Here is a 16,279-nt window from a genome sequence, read left to right on the forward strand (position 1 = left end):
AGGAAGAGTCGACATGCAGGATCAGCAAATTTTATGGGGCATCGCTCCTATCGGTTGGCGTAATGACGATATGCCGGAAATCGGCGCAGAGAATAATCTTCGGCAGCTCTTAAGTGATATTGTCGTAGCTGGGTTCCAAGGGACTGAGGTTGGCGGCTTCTTTCCGGAAGCGGATGTTTTGAATAAAGAATTACACCTGCGAAACTTAAAAATTGCCGGACAGTGGTTCTCAAGCTTTATCATCAGGGATGGCTTAGCAGTGACAGCTGAAGCCTTCCATAGACATTGCCAATATTTAAAAGAAGTCAAGGCAAGTGTTGCCGTTGTATCCGAGCAAACCTACAGTATTCAAGGTACTGATAAAAACGTATTTTCCGAGAAACCTTCTTTTACGGATGAGGAATGGGAAACTCTGTGCCTGGGCCTCAATGAGCTTGGGAAAATCGCCGGGCAGTATGACCTTAAGCTGGTTTACCACCATCATATGGGGACGGGTGTCCAAACCGCGGCTGAAGTGGAGCGGCTGATGGAGAACACAGACGCCTATCATGTCCATCTTCTCTATGATACTGGCCATATTTTTATTTCAGATAACGATTTTACCAGTCTGCTGGACAGACATATAGACCGCATTAAGCATGTCCATTTCAAGGATGTCCGCAAAGAGGCGCTGGCTCAGTGCAGACAGGAAGGCAAATCGTTTATGCAATCCTTTTTAAACGGGATGTTTACTGTTCCTGGTGATGGCTGCATCGACTTTACGAAAGTCTACCAAACTTTGCTGGACCACCATTATAAAGGGTGGATTGTCGTCGAGGCCGAACAGGATCCAGCCATTGCAAATCCATTGGAATATGCCTTGATTGCCAGGAAGTATATTGATGAGAAGCTGATTAAAAGTCAGCCGGAAACGGTGAAGTAACCAAATAAAGGGCTAAAGAGAGGTGATTAGGGATGTTGGTATCGATGAAAGAAATGCTGATAGAAGCAAAAAAGGAAGGCTATGCCATCGGACAATTCAATATTAATAGCTTTCAGTGGGCTGAAGCGATTTTACAGGCTGCAGAGGAAGAACAGGCTCCTGTAATTGTTGCAGCATCTGACAGATTAGTAGATTACCTGGGCGGATTTAAGATCATTGCTTCTATGGTAAAAGGGCTGGTCGAAGAGATGTCCATAACAGTCCCCGTTGCCCTCCATCTGGATCACGGCATGAGCATTGAAAGATGTAAACAGGCGATCGATGCCGGGTTTACGTCGGTCATGATTGATGGATCTCATCATCCGATTGAGGAGAATATCGCAATGACCAGTCAGGTTGTTGAGTATGCCCGGCCGCACCTCGTTTCGGTTGAGGCAGAGGTAGGAACCGTTGGCGGCAATGAAGATGGTTTAATAGGCGGTATCCATTATGCGGCTCCTTCTGACTGCCTAAGGCTGGTTAAGGAAACGGGAATCGATGCCCTGGCAGCAGCGCTCGGTTCGGTTCACGGTCCATATAAAGGGGAACCTAAATTAGGTTTTGATGAGATGAAGGAAATTTCCGGGCTGACGAATGTACCTCTCGTTCTCCATGGAGGTTCAGGGATCCCCGATTACCAAATTCAAAAGGCGATTGAACTGGGACATGCGAAAATCAATGTGAATACGGAATGCCTTCAATCGTGGAGCAGGGCGGTTCGCGAGGTGCTGGCAAATGACAGTGAAGTGTATGACCCAAGAGCGATTCTGACGCCGGGAAAGGAAGCGGTTACAAATACAGTCAAAGCTAAAATAAAAGAGTTTGGATCAAGTCAGAAAGCTGGTTTGAAAACTAGCGTGAAAGCATAAGGGAGAGGAGGATATTTTATGCTTAAAATAAAATATCCCCTTGCCCAGGATGGGAGGAAGGTCACCTGTGATTTGGGTAATTCTATTAAGCTTCTTGGCTTATACAATCTTTGTCATGTGGTTCTCATGGTATAAAACAAAGGGTACTGATCTAACGACATCAGATGGTTTTTTTCTTGGCGGAAGAAGTTTAACGGGGATTGTCATTGCCTCTTCATTAATCCTGACCAATCTGTCGACAGAGCAAATTGTTGGATTAAATGGACAGGCTTATGGGGAATCCATGCTTGTTATGGCCTGGGAGGTTTCATCACCGGTAGCTCTGATCATCATGGCACTGGTCTTATTGCCTAAGTACTTGAAAGCTGGCCTTACCACCATTCCGGATTTCCTGGAACGCCGTTATGACCTCAGGACTAGGCAAATTGTATCCATTTTATTTTTATTGGGCTATGCGGTTGCCTACCTGCCTACCGTTCTATATTCAGGCGCATTAGTCCTTGACAGTATTTTCTCCTTAACTTCTATCAGCAATATGAGTCCATTCATGCTCGTTTTGCTCATTTCGCTTGCTATTGGGGTCATAAGCCTGGGCTATGTCATTTTAGGCGGGCTTAAAGCGGCAGCGATGAGTGACACCATTAACGGCATCGGATTGATTATCGGGGGCTTGCTCATCCCGTTCTTGGGTCTTTTCGCCCTTGGCGGCGGCAATCTGGCAGATGGCGTTGACAAGCTTTTGCACGCCAATCCCGCAAAATTAAACGCTATTGGCGGAGATTCATCTTCTGTTCCATGGAGTGTCCTGCTGACAGGGCTGCTCTTCAACAACATCTTCTATTGGGCTACAAACCAATCGATCATCCAGAGGACATTCGCGGCAAAAAACCTGAAGGAAGGACAAAAAGGGGTTCTCTATGCCGGGCTGTTTAAAGTTTTTGGCCTGACATTTTTAGTTCTGCCAGGGATTATTGCATATTTATTATACGGGAATAATCTTGGAACGGCCGATTCAGCCTACCCAACATTGGTAGTCGATGTGCTGCCAGTTGCATTGTCGGGTTTTTTAGCGGCTGTATTGTTCGGTGCCATCCTGAGTTCATTTAATAATACGTTGAATAGTGCGATCACACTGTTCTCGCTTGATATTTATAAACCCATTTTTAAACCGCATGCAGAAGAGAAGGAGCTTGTAAAAGCAGGACGGATTTTTGCAGTTGGGTTAGCAGCTGCATCAGTAATTATTGCGCCATTTATTATGTTCGCTCCGTCAGGGCTGTACTCTTATCTTCAGGAAATGAACGGGTTCTACAATTTGCCGATCGTGGCAATGGTTCTGGTTGGCTTTTTCAGCAAAAGGGTTCCATCTTATGCCGGGAAAGTCGTTATTGGAGTGCATGTGGTTCTTTACTCGCTGACAAAGGTTTTCCTTGGAGATGTTAATTTCCTTTATGTCTTATCCATCCTTCTGGCTGTAGATATTTTTGTCATGCTGCTGCTGGGAAGGATCAGGCCAAGAGAAACGCCATATATTCTTGAAGATGCAAAAGTGGTAGATTTAACACCTTGGAAACATGTTAAATCCTTCTCGGCATTCCTTGTTCTGCTAATGATCGGCGTGTATGCCTTCTTCTCTCCAATTGGTGTAGCGGAATCAAGCGGGGGCTATTCTTCCACCCAGATTGTCTTCCTTGCTGTCAATCTAGCTCTGCTTGGCGGAGTAGCATGGTTCTGGCGCAACACGAATAAGAAGCTGGATCCGCCAGTTCAGCAAACGGAAAAAGTTAATCAAGAGGCTGTTAAAATCATATAGAAACGAGGAGCAGTTATGAAAAAAGTAACGGTTGGAATTATTGGGGCGGGCCGGATTGGCCAGCTGCATGCAGATAATATTTTAGGTTCTCAATTGTATAATTTGAAAGCCCTTTCTGATATTCAGGTGGAGCATTTAAAGGGCACACATTATGAAAACCTGGTCCCGGTCATCACAACAAATCCCCAGGATATTTTTACCGATCCTGAAATCGATGCTGTCTTTATTTGCTCATCAACAGACACACATGCGGAATATATTAAAGCAGCTGCAAGAGCAGGGAAGCATATTTTCTGTGAAAAACCGATCAGCTTTAATATTGAAGAAACAAGAAAGGCGCTGGAGGTTGTCAAGGAAGCGGGCGTCAAGTTCCAGGTTGGCTTTAATCGCCGCTATGACAAGCATTTCCGTAAAGTCCGCGAAACAGTCCAGGCTGGAGTGATTGGCACTCCTCATGTAATCAAAGTTTGTTCCAGGGATCCTGAAGCGCCGCCTGAAGCTTATGTTCAAAGATCTGGCGGAATGTTTATCGATATGACGATTCATGATTTTGACATGGTTCGCTACCTGTCAGGGAGCAATGTAACCGAAGTGTCGGTCGCTGCAGCAAACCTGGTTGATCCTATGTTTGGTGTCAATGGCGATATTGACACAGCCATCATTACCCTTAAGTTTGAAAATGGTGCACTTGCTGTCATCGATAACAGCCGTCAAGCCGTTTATGGCTACGACCAGCGTATTGAAGTCTTCGGGGACAAGGGAGTAGTTTCGGCCGAAAATGAGACGCAGACTAATATCCGTATTTCAACCAAGGAGTCTATCGCTTCTGACCATCCAAAATATTTTTTCCTGGACCGATACAAAGACGCTTATGTAGAAGAAATCAATGACTTTGCGAAAGCCATTCTTGAAGACGGACCGCTGGTATGCACAGGCGAGGATGGCTATCAGGCAGAACTGCTGGCAGTGGCAGCACGTGTATCCTGGAAAGAAGCCAGAACGGTGTCCCTTGCAGAACTGTCCAGTGTTCCGGTATGAACTAAAGGCAAGGTAAAATAGCAAAACTTCAAAGGCAAGTAGTTGGGGAAAACAGCTGCTTGTCTTTTATGAAGAATGGAGAGGATAGAGGGAATGGCTAAAAAAGTCAAAGTAGGGATCGTAGGTCTTGGACGTTTAGGACGGCAGCATGCTGAAAATCTCGCCAGCAGAGTTCCGAACTGTGAGCTGTCTGCCATTTGCAGTGTAGTAGAAGATGAAATCTCGGCGTTCAAGGAGAAGTGGGACGTTCCTTTTAGTTATACAAATTATGATGAAATGCTGCGGAACAAGGACCTAGATGCGATATTTATTGCCTCCCCATCAGGTTTTCATTGCGACCAGATTATTAAGGCGCTTGATGCCGGATTCCACGTGTTCAGTGAGAAGCCGCTTGGACTCTATCTCGAAGAAGCCGAACAAGTAATGGCGGCTGTAGAAAGCCATCCTGACCAGGTATTTATGCTGGGTTTTATGCGCAGGTATGATCGTTCATATGCTGATGCCAAGCGGAAAATTGTGAATGGGGATATTGGCGAGCCCATTTTAATTCGCTGCTATGGCCTTGACCCGGCCAGTCAAATGGACAATTTCCTGGCATTTGCAAAAGCCAATTATAGCGGCGGCCTGTTTTTGGACATGTCCATCCATGATCTAGATTTAGCACGCTGGTATATGGGGTCGGAGGCTCAGGAGGTGTGGGCCATCGGCGGCGGCTATGCGCGGCAGGAGTTTGACGAAATTAAGGATGCGGAAACGGGTGCGGCAATGGTGCGTTTTGAAAACAATACAATGGGAATTTTTGTTGCCGGCAGGAACAGTGCCCATGGATATCATATTGAGACGGAAATAATCGGAACAAAAGGCAGCATCCGTATCGGAACCGTGCCGGAACGGAACCAAATTGTGCTGTTTAATGAGAATGGTGCAGTCAAGAAATGCTATGACGGATTTTTGGAACGCTTCGAACAGGCCTATCTAAGTGAAACGGAAGAGTTTATACATTGCATAATGGAAGGCCGGCAGCCTGAGGTTACGGTACGAGACGGTGTTGAATCCACCAGACTGGGCTATGCCTGCAAGCAATCATTCGAGACACGCCAGCTTGTAAAGGTTAGGGAAGCCAGCCTTGTCAAAAATGGTTAATCGAGAGTCAGTGGAAACATTTGAGCGCTAAAAAACTGCCTGGCCTTTTGTTACGGCCCGGCAGTTTTTTATGCTGCATACTGGATTTATAGCTTCCCGTTCAAGAACTGCGCTTCTCCCATTCCGAAGCTCCAGTCAGCGTCTTCATTGGTAACAATGGAAATCATGATGTCATTAGGCGCTATGCCGCAGCTTTCGCCAAGCTCCTTCACTAGGTATTCGTAAAGCCTGACCTTCTGTTCATTGGTCCTTTGCTTGCTTGTGACACTGATGATGACCATGTCTTTGCTCCTGTTAAAGCCAAGACCGGTGTCTTCAATGATCATTTCATGAGCAGGGTGCTGGTGAACGATTTGATAGCGGTCCTGTTCGGGTACATCAAAAGCTTTTACCATGGCGCGATGAGCAGCATCCAATAGCTGTTTTAAAGAGTGTTCATCCCTGCCTTCGATAACGTCAAATCTTAATAACGGCATGTACAGTAACCTCCACTTTCAAGAATAGATGCGGACAAATCAGTTTGCAGGTGCTTCCTCAGGAACCACCAGTTTAATATCATGCTCCATTGCATACTGCTGGTAATTTTCGTTCGGAAGCTGGTCGGTTATCAGGTAGTCAATTTCCTTCAGTTCGCAATAAGTTGTCAGGGCATATTTATCAAACTTTTTGCTGTCTACCAATAAAAAGATTTCGGAGCATTTTTTAACAGCAGAGCTTTTGATTTCAGTTTCAAGAGGCGATGAGTTCGTCACACCATTCCTTAATGATATTCCTGTTGATGCCATGAACGCTTTATTAATATTATAGGTTTTAAAAATATCCTCGCCCTTGAAGCTGGCAAACGACTTCGTTTTCCGCTCGACCATGCCTCCGGCGGAGAAAATGTTGAGATTCTCATAAGGCATCGCTTCAACAATAAAATCAATATTATTGGTTACCACGGTAATCTGTTTCGTCTTGATAAACTCCAGCATCTCAAAGGTGGTGGTTCCGGAATCCAGAAAGATAATATCTCCATCCTCCACATAATCAGCGGCTAGTTTGGCGATTTTTTGCTTTTCCAGCTGGCTGCGAACCTTCCGATCATTAAAGGAAATAAGAGTGGAATGATTGACAGCGACTCCTCCGTACACCTTTTTCAGATCCCCTTGCTCAACCAGCATCTGAACATCCCGCCTGATGGTATTCTTTGAAACGCCAAATACTTCAACGAGTTCATCGAGGGAAACGGTTTCATGTTCAAGTACATAATCTTGAATTTGATTGATTCGCTTCGTTTTTAACATATTTTTACTCCTTCATTTTAAACAGTTGCTAGATAGTTTATATACATTATATCAACAAATAACCAAAACTTCATCATTTTTATGACGATAATCATAAAATATATGGCAATCAAACCTTAAGACTGTCTAAGTTTCTGGCCTGTCCTATTTCTGCTTATCTAGAATATTAATCAGAGTGCCGACAGGATATTTCACAAAGGCAATTTTTTGTCGAAAGAATATTCTAAAAATTAAACTGAAAATAGTTGAAAACGTTCTTATCTGTTATATAATAACTTTACAAGTTCAAATTCTGTATTATAACAAAATAAACAAGCTGATTCTATTTTCAAATCGGCAATGGCAGCTGTGAAGAATTTGTTTTTATTATTCATAGTTTGAATATCTGTAAGGGGGAATTTATGATGACGGAAGCGAGAGTAAAGCAATTGCAGGAAAACTGGAATACGAATGACCGCTGGGCTGGAATTGATAGGCCCTACTGTGCAGAGGAAGTCATCAGATTAAGAGGTTCGCTGGATATTGAACATACACTTGCACGGCGGGGTGCGGAGAAGCTGTGGAAGCTTGTTAATGAAGAAGACTTTGTCAGCGCGCTTGGTGCACTGACAGGGAATCAGGCAGTCCAGCAGGTGAGAGCAGGCTTAAAAGCAATTTATCTGAGCGGCTGGCAGGTTGCCGCGGATGCAAATCTTTCGGGCCACATGTATCCGGATCAAAGCCTCTATCCAGCCAACAGTGTTCCAGCTGTAGTCAAACGGATTAACCAGGCCCTTCAGCGTGCTGATCAAATTACCCATTCTGAAGGGGACCATTCGATTGATTGGTACGCGCCGATTGTGGCCGATGCCGAGGCAGGCTTTGGCGGTCAGCTGAATGTGTACGAACTAATGAAAGGGATGATTGAGGCGGGAGCAGCCGGAGTCCACTTTGAAGACCAGCTTTCCTCTGAAAAGAAATGTGGCCATTTGGGCGGAAAAGTCCTGCTTCCAACTCAAACCGCCGTAAGGAACCTGATTGCGGCCCGTCTTGCCGCAGACGTAATGGGAGTGCCTGCTGTAATTATTGCCCGTACAGATGCTAATGCAGCCGATCTGATCACCAGTGATGTGGATCCAGCTGATGCCCCGTTTATTACCGGCGAACGTACTCCGGAAGGGTTTTTCCGTACGAGGGCAGGTCTCGGCCAGGCCATTGCCCGCGGGCTTGCCTATGCTCCTTACGCCGATATGATCTGGTGTGAGACTTCAGAACCGAATATCGAAGAAGCGGGAAGATTCGCTGAAGCTATCCATAAAAAGTTCCCTGGCAAGCTTTTGGCTTACAATTGTTCTCCTTCATTCAACTGGAAACAGAAACTTGATGATGAAAAGATTGAAAAGTTCCAGATAGAACTCGGAAATATGGGCTATAAATTCCAGTTTGTGACACTTGCTGGCTTCCACTCCCTGAACCATAGCATGTTCGAGCTGGCCAGGGGATATAAAGAAAACGGCATGACTGCTTATTCCAGGCTTCAGCAAGCGGAGTTTGCCAGTGAGCAATATGGCTATACAGCAACAAGGCATCAGCGTGAAGTCGGAACAGGCTACTTTGACCAGGTAAGCATGGTTATTTCAGGCGGGACCTCTTCTACTACCGCCTTGAAAGGTTCAACGGAAGAAGAACAGTTCACTGCAGCCGGACAAAGGCGGAGTTAGAAGCTTAAAGAGGTCTGTTTCGCCGTCAATGCCCGATACACCGTAGTTGTTTTTTTGCCAATATCTCTCCTCCTTTTACCTTCCCATCTCAGGGGAAGGTTTTTTTTATGAGGAGTGGGTTAAAATTGAATATAGGAAGATGGTATGATGGTGGGAAGCAGCACATCCGGCACAAAAGCCTGCACCTAATCATACATAGTAATAGGAAACTGCGCGGAGGTGACTTTATGAGCAACCAAAATGTAGATGAATATCTGCAGCAGGGGATCCATGGGCCCAAGCAGATCAAGCCGGACGAAAGGCGGAAGTATCTTGGGACGCTGAGGGAGAGAGTCGTGGTCGCCATGACACAGTCAGAAGTGTATCGAAAGGGTCTTGAGCCTCAGCTCAAAACACTGCTGTCCGAGAATAAAGAAGCCCATCTCTATTTAAACGGGAATATAGATTATTCTGCCCTGTCCAAATATATCAAGGCAGCCGGGAATGCCGGTGTGGCGTATACAATTGTGACCAATAAGGAATATGATTCCGAATATGGTTTAGTTTTGGCATATGAGTATGCCATTGATAAAGAGGATATTACATTGTCAAAGAAGCCCCGGCCAGAATTGCCGAAAGCGCAGGCTGGGGAGAAGAGCCTTTTTTCGAAGGTTAAAACATTGTTTGGAAGGAAGTAGTACAGTCCTCCGGATTGCAACGGGTCCGGAGGATTTTTTCGTTCTCTTCAAACGAATCATTTTACATATGATAAAATAGCTCTAACGCCACGGTTCGTATTGCTTTAACGTGGAAAAGTTTGCTATTATCAATATAATTGCCCGTTGTGCGAATTTTCAAGGAGGTGGCTTTTATGTCAAGGATTTCAGTGGATCAGGTCAAGCATGTGGCCCATCTAGCCAGATTGGCTGTTACAGAGGAAGAAGCAGAAAAATTTAAAAGACAGCTTGATCAAATTATTACGTTTGCCGAGCAGTTGAACGAGCTGGACACAGAAAATGTCGAGCCGACTTCACATGTTCTCGATATCCGCAATGTTATGCGGGAGGATGCCGCGAAACCGGGGCTTCCAAATGAAGAGGTGCTTAAGAATGCCCCTGACCATCAGGATGGCCAGATTAAAGTACCATCTATTATGGAGTAAGGAGGGGAAAAGATGAGTTTATTTGATCATAAGGTTTCAGAGCTTCATGAACTTTTACATAAAAAAGAAATAACCGTTTCTGACCTTGTTGAAACGTCGTATAAACGAATTAAGGAAGTAGATGGCGAGGTCCAGGCCTTCTTAACCCTGGATGAGGAACGCGCCCGGGCCAAGGCAAAAGAGCTGGACGAAAAGAACTCCGATGATAAAGGGCTGCTTTATGGAATGCCGATCGGAATCAAGGACAATATTGTCACAAAGAATCTGACTACAACATGTGCCAGCAGGATTCTCGAAAACTTTGATCCTATTTATGATGCAACCGTAATGGGCAAGCTTCACCAGGCAGAAACCATTACAATCGGAAAATTAAATATGGACGAGTTTGCCATGGGCTCTTCCAATGAAAACTCTGCCTATAAAAATACAAAGAATCCATGGGACCTTAACACGGTGCCCGGCGGTTCTTCAGGCGGATCGGCTGCTGCCGTTGCTGCAGGGGAAGTCCTGTTTTCGCTTGGATCCGACACAGGCGGCTCCATCCGCCAGCCGGCAGCGTTCTGCGGCGTGGTTGGAATGAAGCCTACATACGGACTTGTTTCCCGCTTTGGCTTAGTAGCATTTGCTTCCTCACTTGACCAGATCGGTCCGGTTACCCGTACGGTTGAGGACAATGCCTACCTGTTAAAGGCAATTGCCGGGCATGACCAAATGGACTCAACTTCTGCGAATGTGAATATTCCGGACTACCTAAATGCACTGTCCGGCGATGTAAAAGGGTTAAAAATCGCTGTACCGAAGGAATATCTTGGGGAAGGGGTCAGTGAGGAGTCCAAGCAGAGTGTCCTGGATGCGCTTAAAGTACTTGAAAGCCTTGGGGCAACCTGGGAAGAAGTTTCACTTCCGCATTCGAAGTATGCGCTGGCCACTTATTATTTGCTGTCTTCGTCAGAAGCGTCTGCCAACCTGTCCAGGTTTGACGGGGTCCGCTACGGCTACCGAACTCCGGATGCCCAAAATCTGATTGAAATGTATAAACAGACCAGGGCAGAAGGTTTTGGTGAAGAAGTAAAGCGCCGGATCATGCTTGGAACGTTTGCGCTCAGCTCAGGCTATTATGATGCTTATTATAAGAAAGCGCAGAAGGTACGGACATTGATCAAGAAGGACTTCGATGACGTCCTGGAAAAATATGATGTGATTGTAGGGCCAACAACTCCGACTCCTGCTTTTAAGATTGGCGAGAACATTGATGACCCTATGACCATGTACATGAATGATATTCTAACGATTCCGGTCAATCTGGCAGGTGTTCCAGCGATTTCCGTTCCATGCGGATTTGCGGGCGGACTGCCGTTAGGACTGCAGATTATCGGAAAGCACTTTGATGAAAGCTCTGTTTACCGCGTTGCCCATGCATATGAGCAGGCAACAAGCTTCCATAAACAAAAACCAGTTTTGTAAGGGGTGAGAAGGATGAACTTTGAAACGGTAATTGGACTTGAGGTCCATGTTGAACTGAAGACAGACTCGAAGATTTTTTCAAATGCGCCGAACCATTTTGGCGCAGAACCAAATACCAATACGACGGTCATTGACCTGGGCTATCCGGGTGTTTTGCCGGTTGTAAATAAAAAAGCGGTCGAATTCGCAATGAAGGCATGTATGGCCCTGAACTGTGAAGTGGCGACAGAAACAAAGTTTGACCGCAAAAACTATTTTTATCCGGACAATCCAAAAGCCTATCAGATTTCCCAGTTTGACAAGCCGATTGGCGAACATGGCTGGATCGAAATCGAAGTAAATGGCGAAAAGAAAAAGATCGGCATTACCCGGATCCATATGGAAGAGGATGCCGGAAAGCTTACCCATGGAAACGGCTATTCACTGGTGGACTATAATCGCCAGGGCACACCGCTCGTTGAGATTGTATCGGAGCCGGATATCCGCACTCCGGAAGAAGCTTATGCTTATCTTGAAAAGTTAAAGTCAATCATTCAATATACAGGTGTTTCTGATTGCAAGATGGAGGAAGGGTCACTGCGATGCGATGCGAACATCTCCCTCCGTCCGGTCGGACAGGAAGAATTCGGAACAAAAACCGAACTGAAAAACCTGAACTCCTTTAACTTTGTCCGGAAAGGCCTTGAGTATGAAGAGAAACGACAGGCTGAAATCCTGAATGCCGGAGGGGAAATCCAGCAGGAAACCCGACGCTATGATGAAGCAACCAATACAACGGTATTGATGCGTGTCAAAGAAGGCTCCGAGGACTATCGCTACTTCCCGGAACCTGACCTTATGGATATTTATATCGATGAAGACTGGAAAGCGAGAGTCAGGGCGGAGATTCCCGAGCTTCCAGATGCTCGGAAGAAGCGTTACATCGAAGAGCTGGGCTTGCCTTCCTATGATGCCAACGTCCTCACTGTGACAAAGGAAATGGCTGATTTCTTTGAAGCTGCCGTGCAGGAGGGAGCCGATCCGAAACAGGCTTCCAACTGGGTGATGGGAGAGGTTTCAGGCTATTTAAATGCAGAAGGCAAAGAGCTTCACGAGGTTCCTCTCACGCCGCAGGGCCTTGCAGGCATGATCAAGCTGATTGAAAATGGCACCATTTCCTCTAAAATTGCTAAAACTGTTTTCAAGGAGTTAATTGAAAACGGCGGTGATGCTGAGAAAATCGTTAAAGAAAAAGGTCTTGTCCAGATTTCCGATGAAGGTGCACTGCTGAAGATCATTACGGAAATCATTGATGCAAACCCGCAATCCGTTGAAGATTTTAAAGGCGGGAAAGAGAAAGCGAAAGGCTTCCTGGTTGGCCAGATCATGAAGGCAACCAAAGGCCAGGCGAATCCTCCGCTTGTCAATAAGTTACTGGCGCAGGAATTGAGTAAAAGGTAAGGTTTTAAAAATAAAAGCTGGCGTCCATTCGCCAGCTTAGACTGTAGACAGACTCTCGATGAAAATCGAGTTTGTCACAGTCTTTTTTTATTTTGTCCGGTTGTAAAACTGGGCTGTTGACTTCCATTCCAGGCGTTTCGCTTTCCGCGGGGCGGGCGGTAACCCTCCTCGTCGCTGCTGCTCCTGCGGGGTCTACCTGTCCCACTGATCCCGCAGGAGTCTTCACGCTTTCCACTCCAATCAACAGGGTTTTAATAGTCAGTGTGTCATAACCGCAAATTGAAGGGGTGTCTAATCTGAGGTGAAACTCAATACTAATTAAAAGGGGTTCGGAATGGGATCATTCCAAACCCCTTTTGTCGACAAACAGTGCTGGCGTCCATTCGCCAGATTTTTGTCATAAACGATTAAAAACGACAGGTATTTCCCGGAAAATGAAACTGTCGATCTTTTTCAACGAAAAAAACGGCCCTTTTTTGTCCCAAGGGCCGTTTTTTTAGCAGGTATTGCCGATTTAGTTCCCTTGTTTCAAGCCTTCAATGCTTTCAGTAAACTCTTTTTCAATCTCGTCATTCCTTTGATAGGTAGCAAGGCTCACAAGAATGGAGACAGCAAGGTTCACTATGAAGCCAGGTACAATTTCATATAATGGCTGACCAAGGAGGATATCGCCAAGATTGAGATTTTTCCAGAGGATGACTGTAACCGCCCCTGTGATCATCCCGAAAAGGGCACCCCAGTTGGTCATCTTCCGCCAAAACAGGCTTAAAAGGATCACCGGGCCAAACGAGGCTCCAAAGCCGGCCCACGCATATGCCACCAGGCTCAGGATGGTGTTATCCTGGTTAAGGGCTAGTAGAGCAGCAACAACAGATACGCCAAGCACAGCCATTCTCCCAAAAAATACGAGGTGTTTGTCACTCGCGTCTTTCTTCAGCAGAACCTTGTATAAATCCTCTGTCAGAGCGCTGGATGTCACAATCAATTGTGACGAAATGGTGCTCATAATCGCTGCCAGGACAGCTGCCAGGAGGAATCCGCCGAACAATGGGTGAAAGAAAATCTGTCCCAGTTCAATGAACACGGCTTCCGGGTTCTCTAACTTGTATTGCGTATTTTGTAGATAGAATGCCCGGCCGATGAAGGCTGTCAAGATGGTTCCGATCAGGGTGAAAATCATCCAGCTCATCCCGATGCGGCGTGCATTCTTGGTTTCTTTTACCGATGATATCGCCATGAACCGCACGATGATATGCGGCTGGCCGAAATATCCAAGTCCCCAGGCTGCAGCCGAGATGATCCCAAGCAGTGTCGTGCCCTTGAAAAGGTCGAGCAAGGCAGGATCAATGGAACGGACGGTGTCAAAGGTCTCTGCCGGCCCGCCAGTCCTCGCAAACCCAAGGATTGGGACCAGAATCAAAGCAGCCAGCATGATGAGTCCCTGGACAAAGTCGGTCCAGCTAACCGCAAGGAAGCCGCCAAACAGGGTATAGGCAACAACAACAACAGCAACAATGAAGAGGCCTGTATAATAATTCAAATCAAAGGAGCTTTGGAAAAACACCGCACCAGATACCATACCTGATGAAACATAAAAGGTAAAAAAGATTAATATGACGAGCCCGGAGACAATCCTCAGCAGTTTGGACGTATCCTTGAAGCGGTTTTCCAGGTAACCCGGAATGGTGATGGAGTCATTTGCAACCTTTGTATAGGACCGCAGGCGAGGTGCAACAAGCAGCCAGTTCAGGTAGGCTCCGATTGTAAGGCCAATGGCAATCCAGGCGTCAGCAAGTCCGGTGACATAGATGCCGCCCGGGAGTCCCATCAGGAGCCATCCGCTCATGTCTGCCGCTCCAGCGCTAAGGGCCGTGACCGCAGGGCCCAAGGAACGGCCGCCGAGCATATAATCTGTCAGGTTGTTCGTTTTCCTGTATGCATACCAGCCTATAAAAAGCATGGCCGCCATGTATATGCCAATGGAGATAAGCTGAAAAATCTCATTCGACATGTTTAACCTCCTCAAATAAATAGGTATAAAAATACAATAATATACTGAATATTCTACCACCGCAATACAAATATAAATAGATTCTTTGCTAAGTCAAAAGGAGCATTCTGGGACCTGATGATTGTACAAGCAGACTTCTTCCCATATAATGGGTATGGTATGCTGATTCTCCTGTGAGAAGAGCATGCCGTTTTTCAATGTCAGTCAAAATTGCTTATTATTTTGCTTTTAGGCTATGATGTTAAAGGATAAAAAAGTATTAATAATTCATTTCTATAGGATGATGGGTATGAAAAGAGCAAGAATTATTTATAATCCTACTTCCGGGCGGGAAATTTTTAAAAAGAGCCTGGCAGATGTGCTGATGAGGCTTGAGGAAGCAGGATATGAGGCTTCCTGCCATGCAACAACGGGGGAAGGCGATGCAACGCATGCGGCGAGGGTTGCTGTGGAGAGGCGTTATGACCTGGTCATTGCTGCTGGCGGAGACGGAACGATCAATGAAGTCATCAACGGTATTGCCGAACAGGAATACCGTCCAAAAATTGGCGTGATCCCTACCGGCACAACCAATGACTTTGCGAGGGCACTCCATATCCCGCGTGACATCGAAGCGGCCGTCGACATTATTATAAAAGGTGAAAGTATTCCTGTTGATGTGGGCCGGATCAATGAAAAGTACTTTATCAATATCGCTGGAGGCGGGCGTCTAACGGAGCTGACGTATGAAGTGCCAAGCAAGCTGAAGACTATGCTTGGGCAGCTGGCCTATTATTTAAAAGGAATCGAAATGCTGCCATCGCTGAAGGCTTCCGAAGTAAGCATTGAGTATGACGGAAAACTGTTTGAAGGCGAAGTCATGCTGTTTCTCATCGGATTGACAAACTCGGTAGGAGGGTTTGAAAGGCTCGCTCCCAATGCCTCGATCAACGACGGGATGTTTTCACTGCTCGTTTTAAAGAAAACAAACCTTGCTGACTTTATCAGGATTGCCACTTTGGCTGTCAGGGGTGAACATATTAATGACCCCAATGTCATTTATACCAAGGCAAACAGGATCAAAGTGCATTCAAAAGAAACCATGCAGCTGAACCTCGACGGAGAATACGGGGGCAACCTCCCTGCGGAATTTGAGAACCTTTACCGGCATATTGACGTCTTTGTTCCGCTTGATCAAATTCGTCCGGAAGACAGGCCGGATATTTGGGCTGAGACGGACATTCCGGGTCAACCAGCAGAAAACCAATCCTGACAGCACGCATGCGAGAGGGTTGCCAGGCTTGAATTCATTTGGGATTCAGGCCTTTTTTGGTTTTGAGGGCCGATGGGTGATGAAGGCAAGATGAAGGCAGCAAGATCATATCATTGGATTGGTGAAGATGGGGCCAGAATTCAATAGAATATAGACGTCAT

At 46.0% G+C, this 16,279-nt stretch carries 15 protein-coding genes; 11 read left to right on the plus strand and 4 right to left on the minus strand.

Annotated features, from left to right (window positions below; genetic code table 11):
* The first annotated feature begins 13 nt into the window (after positions 1-13).
* The 5 genes from iolE to EV146_RS23570 all read left to right on the plus strand — a co-directional run bounded on the left by iolE (position 14) and on the right by EV146_RS23570 (position 5,824).
* Positions 14-922 (plus strand): myo-inosose-2 dehydratase, encoded by a 909-nt coding sequence (iolE, locus tag EV146_RS23550; protein WP_132011185.1) that lies wholly within the window; start codon positions 14-16, stop codon positions 920-922.
* Positions 923-966: 44 nt separating this feature from the next.
* On the plus strand, positions 967-1,830 hold the full coding sequence (fba, locus tag EV146_RS23555) for a class II fructose-1,6-bisphosphate aldolase (RefSeq protein ID WP_277873243.1): 864 nt from the start codon (positions 967-969) through the stop codon (positions 1,828-1,830).
* Between the two features lie 67 nt (positions 1,831-1,897).
* Positions 1,898-3,643, plus strand: a complete 1,746-nt coding sequence (locus EV146_RS23560) for a solute:sodium symporter family transporter (protein WP_132011187.1) — start codon at positions 1,898-1,900, stop codon at positions 3,641-3,643.
* A 15-nt stretch (positions 3,644-3,658) separates the two neighbouring features.
* Positions 3,659-4,681 carry an inositol 2-dehydrogenase gene (gene iolG, locus EV146_RS23565; protein ID WP_132011188.1) on the plus strand — a complete coding sequence of 341 codons (1,023 nt, stop codon included), beginning with the start codon at positions 3,659-3,661 and terminating at the stop codon, positions 4,679-4,681.
* A gap of 75 nt (positions 4,682-4,756) precedes the next feature.
* The gene (locus EV146_RS23570; RefSeq protein ID WP_241994033.1) at positions 4,757-5,824 is read left to right on the plus strand and encodes a Gfo/Idh/MocA family oxidoreductase; all 1,068 of its coding nucleotides are present in this window, start codon (positions 4,757-4,759) and stop codon (positions 5,822-5,824) included.
* An 86-nt stretch (positions 5,825-5,910) separates the two neighbouring features.
* On the opposite strand, the gene EV146_RS23575 is transcribed toward EV146_RS23570, so the two are convergent.
* Both EV146_RS23575 and EV146_RS23580 read right to left on the minus strand, forming a co-directional pair.
* The gene (locus tag EV146_RS23575; protein WP_132011190.1) at positions 5,911-6,300 is read right to left on the minus strand and encodes a tautomerase family protein; all 390 of its coding nucleotides are present in this window, start codon (positions 6,298-6,300) and stop codon (positions 5,911-5,913) included.
* A gap of 39 nt (positions 6,301-6,339) precedes the next feature.
* Entirely contained in the window at positions 6,340-7,110 is a 771-nt protein-coding gene (locus tag EV146_RS23580; protein WP_132011191.1) for a DeoR/GlpR family DNA-binding transcription regulator, read from the minus strand.
* Between the two features lie 404 nt (positions 7,111-7,514).
* Here EV146_RS23580 and aceA point away from each other — a divergent pair, with 404 nt between their 5' ends.
* The 5 genes from aceA (at position 7,515) to gatB (ending at position 12,855) form a co-directional block, all read left to right on the plus strand.
* A complete protein-coding gene (aceA, locus tag EV146_RS23585; protein ID WP_132011232.1) occupies positions 7,515-8,810 on the plus strand; it encodes an isocitrate lyase in 1,296 nt (431 codons plus the stop codon).
* A 227-nt stretch (positions 8,811-9,037) separates the two neighbouring features.
* The gene (locus EV146_RS23590) at positions 9,038-9,487 is read left to right on the plus strand and encodes a YueI family protein (protein WP_132011192.1); all 450 of its coding nucleotides are present in this window, start codon (positions 9,038-9,040) and stop codon (positions 9,485-9,487) included.
* Between the two features lie 173 nt (positions 9,488-9,660).
* The gene (gene gatC / locus EV146_RS23595; RefSeq protein ID WP_121610167.1) at positions 9,661-9,951 is read left to right on the plus strand and encodes an Asp-tRNA(Asn)/Glu-tRNA(Gln) amidotransferase subunit GatC; all 291 of its coding nucleotides are present in this window, start codon (positions 9,661-9,663) and stop codon (positions 9,949-9,951) included.
* A 12-nt stretch (positions 9,952-9,963) separates the two neighbouring features.
* The gene (gene gatA, locus EV146_RS23600; RefSeq protein ID WP_132011193.1) at positions 9,964-11,415 is read left to right on the plus strand and encodes an Asp-tRNA(Asn)/Glu-tRNA(Gln) amidotransferase subunit GatA; all 1,452 of its coding nucleotides are present in this window, start codon (positions 9,964-9,966) and stop codon (positions 11,413-11,415) included.
* A 12-nt stretch (positions 11,416-11,427) separates the two neighbouring features.
* Positions 11,428-12,855: an Asp-tRNA(Asn)/Glu-tRNA(Gln) amidotransferase subunit GatB gene (gene gatB / locus EV146_RS23605; protein ID WP_132011194.1), complete on the plus strand. Its 1,428-nt coding sequence runs from the start codon at positions 11,428-11,430 to the stop codon at positions 12,853-12,855.
* A gap of 4 nt (positions 12,856-12,859) precedes the next feature.
* On the opposite strand, the gene EV146_RS23610 is transcribed toward gatB, so the two are convergent.
* Both EV146_RS23610 and putP read right to left on the minus strand, forming a co-directional pair.
* A complete protein-coding gene (locus EV146_RS23610) occupies positions 12,860-13,081 on the minus strand; it encodes a hypothetical protein (protein ID WP_132011195.1) in 222 nt (73 codons plus the stop codon).
* A gap of 288 nt (positions 13,082-13,369) precedes the next feature.
* A complete protein-coding gene (gene putP / locus EV146_RS23615) occupies positions 13,370-14,866 on the minus strand; it encodes a sodium/proline symporter PutP (protein WP_132011196.1) in 1,497 nt (498 codons plus the stop codon).
* A 289-nt stretch (positions 14,867-15,155) separates the two neighbouring features.
* Between putP and EV146_RS23620 the strand changes: the two genes are divergently transcribed.
* A complete protein-coding gene (locus EV146_RS23620; RefSeq protein ID WP_132011197.1) occupies positions 15,156-16,118 on the plus strand; it encodes a diacylglycerol kinase in 963 nt (320 codons plus the stop codon).
* Positions 16,119-16,279: the final 161 nt, after the last annotated feature.

It is taken from the genome of Mesobacillus foraminis, from assembly GCF_004340465.1.
Lineage (GTDB): Bacteria > Bacillota > Bacilli > Bacillales > Cytobacillaceae > Mesobacillus_B > Mesobacillus_B foraminis.